Origin of the sequence: Psychrobacter sp. (assembly GCF_036731945.1) — a bacterium.
Taxonomy (GTDB): domain Bacteria; phylum Pseudomonadota; class Gammaproteobacteria; order Pseudomonadales; family Moraxellaceae; genus Psychrobacter.
The window spans coordinates 16556-20480 of sequence record NZ_DAINDI010000033.1 but is presented as its reverse complement, the minus strand read 5'-3'; the positions used below and the strand labels follow the sequence as shown (position 1 = coordinate 20480).

At 46.2% G+C, this 3925-nt stretch carries 5 protein-coding genes; 1 reads left to right on the top strand and 4 read right to left on the bottom strand.

All coding sequences use genetic code 11. The features are described 5' to 3' along the window. The coding region (locus tag V7D75_RS08340; protein WP_333614192.1) for a topoisomerase DNA-binding C4 zinc finger domain-containing protein at positions 1-567 on the top strand (567 nt) is incomplete at its 5' end. Positions 568-579: 12 nt separating this feature from the next. Here V7D75_RS08340 and V7D75_RS08335 read toward each other — a convergent pair. The 4 genes from V7D75_RS08335 to V7D75_RS08320 all read right to left on the bottom strand — a co-directional run. After that, positions 580-1551 (bottom strand): peptide ABC transporter ATP-binding protein, encoded by a 972-nt coding sequence (locus tag V7D75_RS08335; RefSeq protein WP_333614191.1) that lies wholly within the window; start codon positions 1549-1551, stop codon positions 580-582. After that, positions 1548-2630, bottom strand: a complete 1083-nt coding sequence (locus V7D75_RS08330) for an ABC transporter ATP-binding protein (protein WP_333614190.1) — start codon at positions 2628-2630, stop codon at positions 1548-1550. Before V7D75_RS08330 ends, V7D75_RS08335 begins: the two co-directional genes overlap by 4 nt. After that, positions 2631-3545 carry an ABC transporter permease gene (locus V7D75_RS08325; RefSeq protein WP_333614189.1) on the bottom strand — a complete coding sequence of 305 codons (915 nt, stop codon included), beginning with the start codon at positions 3543-3545 and terminating at the stop codon, positions 2631-2633. A gap of 139 nt (positions 3546-3684) precedes the next feature. Beyond that, positions 3685-3925: ABC transporter permease subunit (locus V7D75_RS08320; RefSeq protein ID WP_333614188.1), on the bottom strand; the 241-nt coding region annotated here is incomplete at its 5' end.

The following is a 3925-nucleotide window of genomic DNA, read 5'->3' as shown; positions in this document are numbered from 1 at the left end:
GAAGAAATCAAAGCCATTGTTGAGCAAATTGAAAACAATCGATTTAGCAAGACTTGGCGTACTAACAGAGCGCATAAAGCCTATTTAAAAGAGAAGCATAATCCGTCAAACAAGCAAGCTAGTGATAAACCAAATGCTAAGTCAGTTACTACATCAGCGAATCAGCCTGCGCCTGAATTAATAGCAAAACAACCTCCTAAAAAGACCATTCTTCAAAGCAGAGAAGTACTGCGATGGTCTGGGCAAACGGAAGTTGAAGCGGTCGATGTACCGATTGTCTCTTCTAGCAATGTGCTGCCTATCTCTCAACTCAATAATGATGATAATGTCTTTATTAACCCATTTGAGGTTTTGGAGTCAGAGCCGAAGATTGAGAAAGCTTCTACTAGGGAGGCTTCTATTATCGAGCCAGTTGAAGCGTCAATCGGTTCTGATAATACTCCCGTTTGTCCGAAGTGTAATGGTGAGATGGTCAAGCGCGTTGCTAAAAAAGGTCAGCAGCAAGGTCAGACCTTTTTTGGTTGCAGTCAATTTCCTAAGTGTCGAGGTGTGGTGAGTATTAATTAGGTGATAGTTATCCTAACCATAAATTTCTTCCAAACGTAAACACGCAACCAAGCGGCCATCCCATTCGCGCAGCTTTGGTTCTACTTCACTGCATTGAGGTTTGGCATAAGGGCAGCGTTTATGTAGGGCGCAGCCACTTGGCGGATTTAGTGGACTTGGTAGCTCACCATGTAGCGTTAACTCATTTTTATGTCCACTGACAGTTGGCGCAGCCGCCAGTAAAGCGATGGTATAAGGATGCTTTGGCGCGTTATAAATGGCTTCTTTTGGCCCATGTTCGACGGCTTGACCTAAATACATGACCATCACATCGTCGGCGACATGGCGGACTACGGATAAGTTGTGTGAAATAAAAACATACGCCGTATGGTACTCGTCCTGCAAGTCCATAAATAGATTCAATACTTGCGCTTGAATCGATACATCGAGCGCTGAGGTCGGTTCATCAGCGACGACAATTTTTGGATTGAGCATCATGGCGCGGGCGAGGGCAATACGTTGGCGCTGACCACCCGAAAACATATGCGGAAAACGGCCAGCATGTTCGGGACGTAGACCGACGTTTCTCATCATCTCGTTTATTTTTTCGCGCTTATCTTCCTTTGACAGTTTGGTATGGATATCTAATGGCTCGGTTAATTGATAACCGATCGTATGACGCGGGTTGAGACTGCCATAAGGGTTTTGGAATACCATCTGAATCTCGGTGCGCAAATCTTTTAACGCTTTTCTGCTATAGCCAGTGGTCGCCTCATCGTTGATAAACAGCTCGCCATCAGTCGGTTCTTCAATTAGGGTTAATTGGCGGGCAAGTGTCGATTTGCCACAGCCTGACTCACCTACGACAGCAAGTGTTTTGCCCGCTTGAAGCTCAAACGAGATGCCATTTAACGCTTTAACATAAGCTTTCGGTTTGCCTAACCCTTGGGATACTGGGTAATGCTTGTGTAAATTGTCTGCTTTTAAGACCACTTTATTACTCATACTTGGGACTCCAAAGTAGCAGGGTGCGGGGTAGAAATGCGAGTAGGTAAGCTTGGTAGTTCGGCGTGAATACAGCGCACTTTGCCAGTAGGCGTCTCTAAAATAGGCGGAGGCACTTCGCAAGCGGGTTCTTTATACGGACAACGAGGCGAGAGCAAACAGCCACTTGGACGGTCATATTGGCTTGGTACCACACCCGGTAAGCTATTGAGCCTGTCTTGGCCGATAGCCAACTCGGGAATCGCTTGCAGTAAAGCATCGGTATAAGGGTGAGCAGGATGCTGGAAAATCTCCGGAACTGTACTGGTTTCAACCACTTGTCCGGCATACATAACGGCGACATCACGTGAATTTTGCGCGACTAAACCCAAATCATGGGTGATCAGCACCATGGCCATCTGTTTTTCGCGTTGTAAGCGACCAAGCAAATCCATAATTTGCGCTTGTACGGTGACGTCAAGCGCGGTGGTGGGTTCATCAGCGATGAGTAGTTTTGGCTCGCAGGCAATGGCCATGGCAATCATAATACGCTGACTCATACCGCCTGATAATTGATGCGGATAAACTTTCAGTCGGTTTTTGGCATCGGGCATCTCAACCAATTCGAGCAGCTCTAATATGCGTGTACGAACCGCCGAACCGCGTAAGCCAAGGTGTTTACGCAGTACTTCACCCAATTGCATCTCAACGGTAAAGCTCGGATTTAGGCAGGACATGGCGTTTTGAAAAATCATCGAAATGTCTTTGCCAATGATGCCGCGTTTTTCTTTGGCGGACATACTCAGCATGTCTTTATTGTCAAATATCACCCGCTGTGCGCGAACGGTTGCAGAAGGCGGCAATAAGCCCATGAGTGCCATCATAGTGACTGACTTTCCTGAACCGGATTCCCCAACGACAGCGAGAACTTCACCTTGGGTGATTTTCAACGATACATCATCGACGGCGCGAAAAGCGCGCGCGCCTTGACCAAAGGTGACTGAAAGATTTTCAATATCCAATAAGAGTGGTGCTTCTTTTTTTAATGAACCAGTCATCGAATTTTCAGTAGTGACGGTTGTATTTAACGTATCAGTCATTTAGGTCACCTGCTTTAATTTTGGATCTAGCGCATCGCGTAGGCCATCACCCGTCAAGTTGATTGACAGGGCAGCTAGGAAAATAGCGACGCCGGGCCAAATGGCAAGCCAAACATTACTTTGAATATATTGCCGCGCCGTACCAAGCATCGCACCCCATTCAGCATCTGGTGGTTGCACGCCAAAGCCTAAGAAACCAATCGCACCAGCTTCTAAAATGGCAGAGGAAAAAATCATTGTTGCCTGGACGATAAGCGGTGCCATACAATTGGGTAAAATAGTGATAAATAATAACCGTAGCACGCCAGCACCCATCACTTGCGAGGCGATAAAATACTCACGCTGTAGCTCGACCATCGCCGTTGCCCGCGTTAAGCGAATAAACGGCGGCGTACAAACCAGTGCAATGGTAATAATGGTATTGGTCATAGAAGGGCCTAAAATAGCCGCAATAATAATCGCCAATAGTAAGCTTGGATAAGACATCAAAATATCATTGACCAACATCACCGCTTTGCCCCAAACCTTTGGCCAAAACGCCGCGCTCAGTCCTAAAGAAATCCCGACCAACATCGCAAGGGTTGTGGCACTTAGTCCGATAAACAAAGAATAGCGTGCGCCATACATTACCCGCGATAACGTATCGCGGCCGGCATCATCAGTACCCAGCCAAAACATGCTATCGCCCCCACTTAAAAAGGCGGGCGGTAATTGCTCTTGACCGGTAAATAACTCATAAGGGTCATGGGGCGCAAGGGCTGGCGCAAGTATGGCAATAATGACCATCAAGGCTAAGACAAGAAAGCCCAGTACCGCACCTTTATTTCGGCAAAATGTTGACAAAAATAACTGCAAAGATGACGGCGGTGCGGCGCCTATCAGATTGAGATCAGAGGGAAGAACAGAAGGCTTCATGAGTAGTTCCTATAGTGGCTAGCGCTGAGAGCATTTAGAACCTCATTTCTTGAAAAATTGAGGATTTACTAAAAATTGCTCTAAATCATGCAAGCGCGTATCACCACTATTTATAATATGGGTATTTATCATTATCAAATTAAGAGGTATGTCGAATACGCGGATTGATCAAACCATATAAAATGTCAATAAATAAACTGACTAAAATCAAGGCGGTGGCGACCAATAAAATACCGTTTTGCACAATAGGGTAATCACGGGTAAAAAAGCCATCGAGTAGCCAATTACCTACGCCCGGCCAACTAAAAATGGTCTCGGTGATAATAGCGCCAGCAAGCAAGGTCGCCATTTGTAAACCAATCACAGTGACTACAGTAATC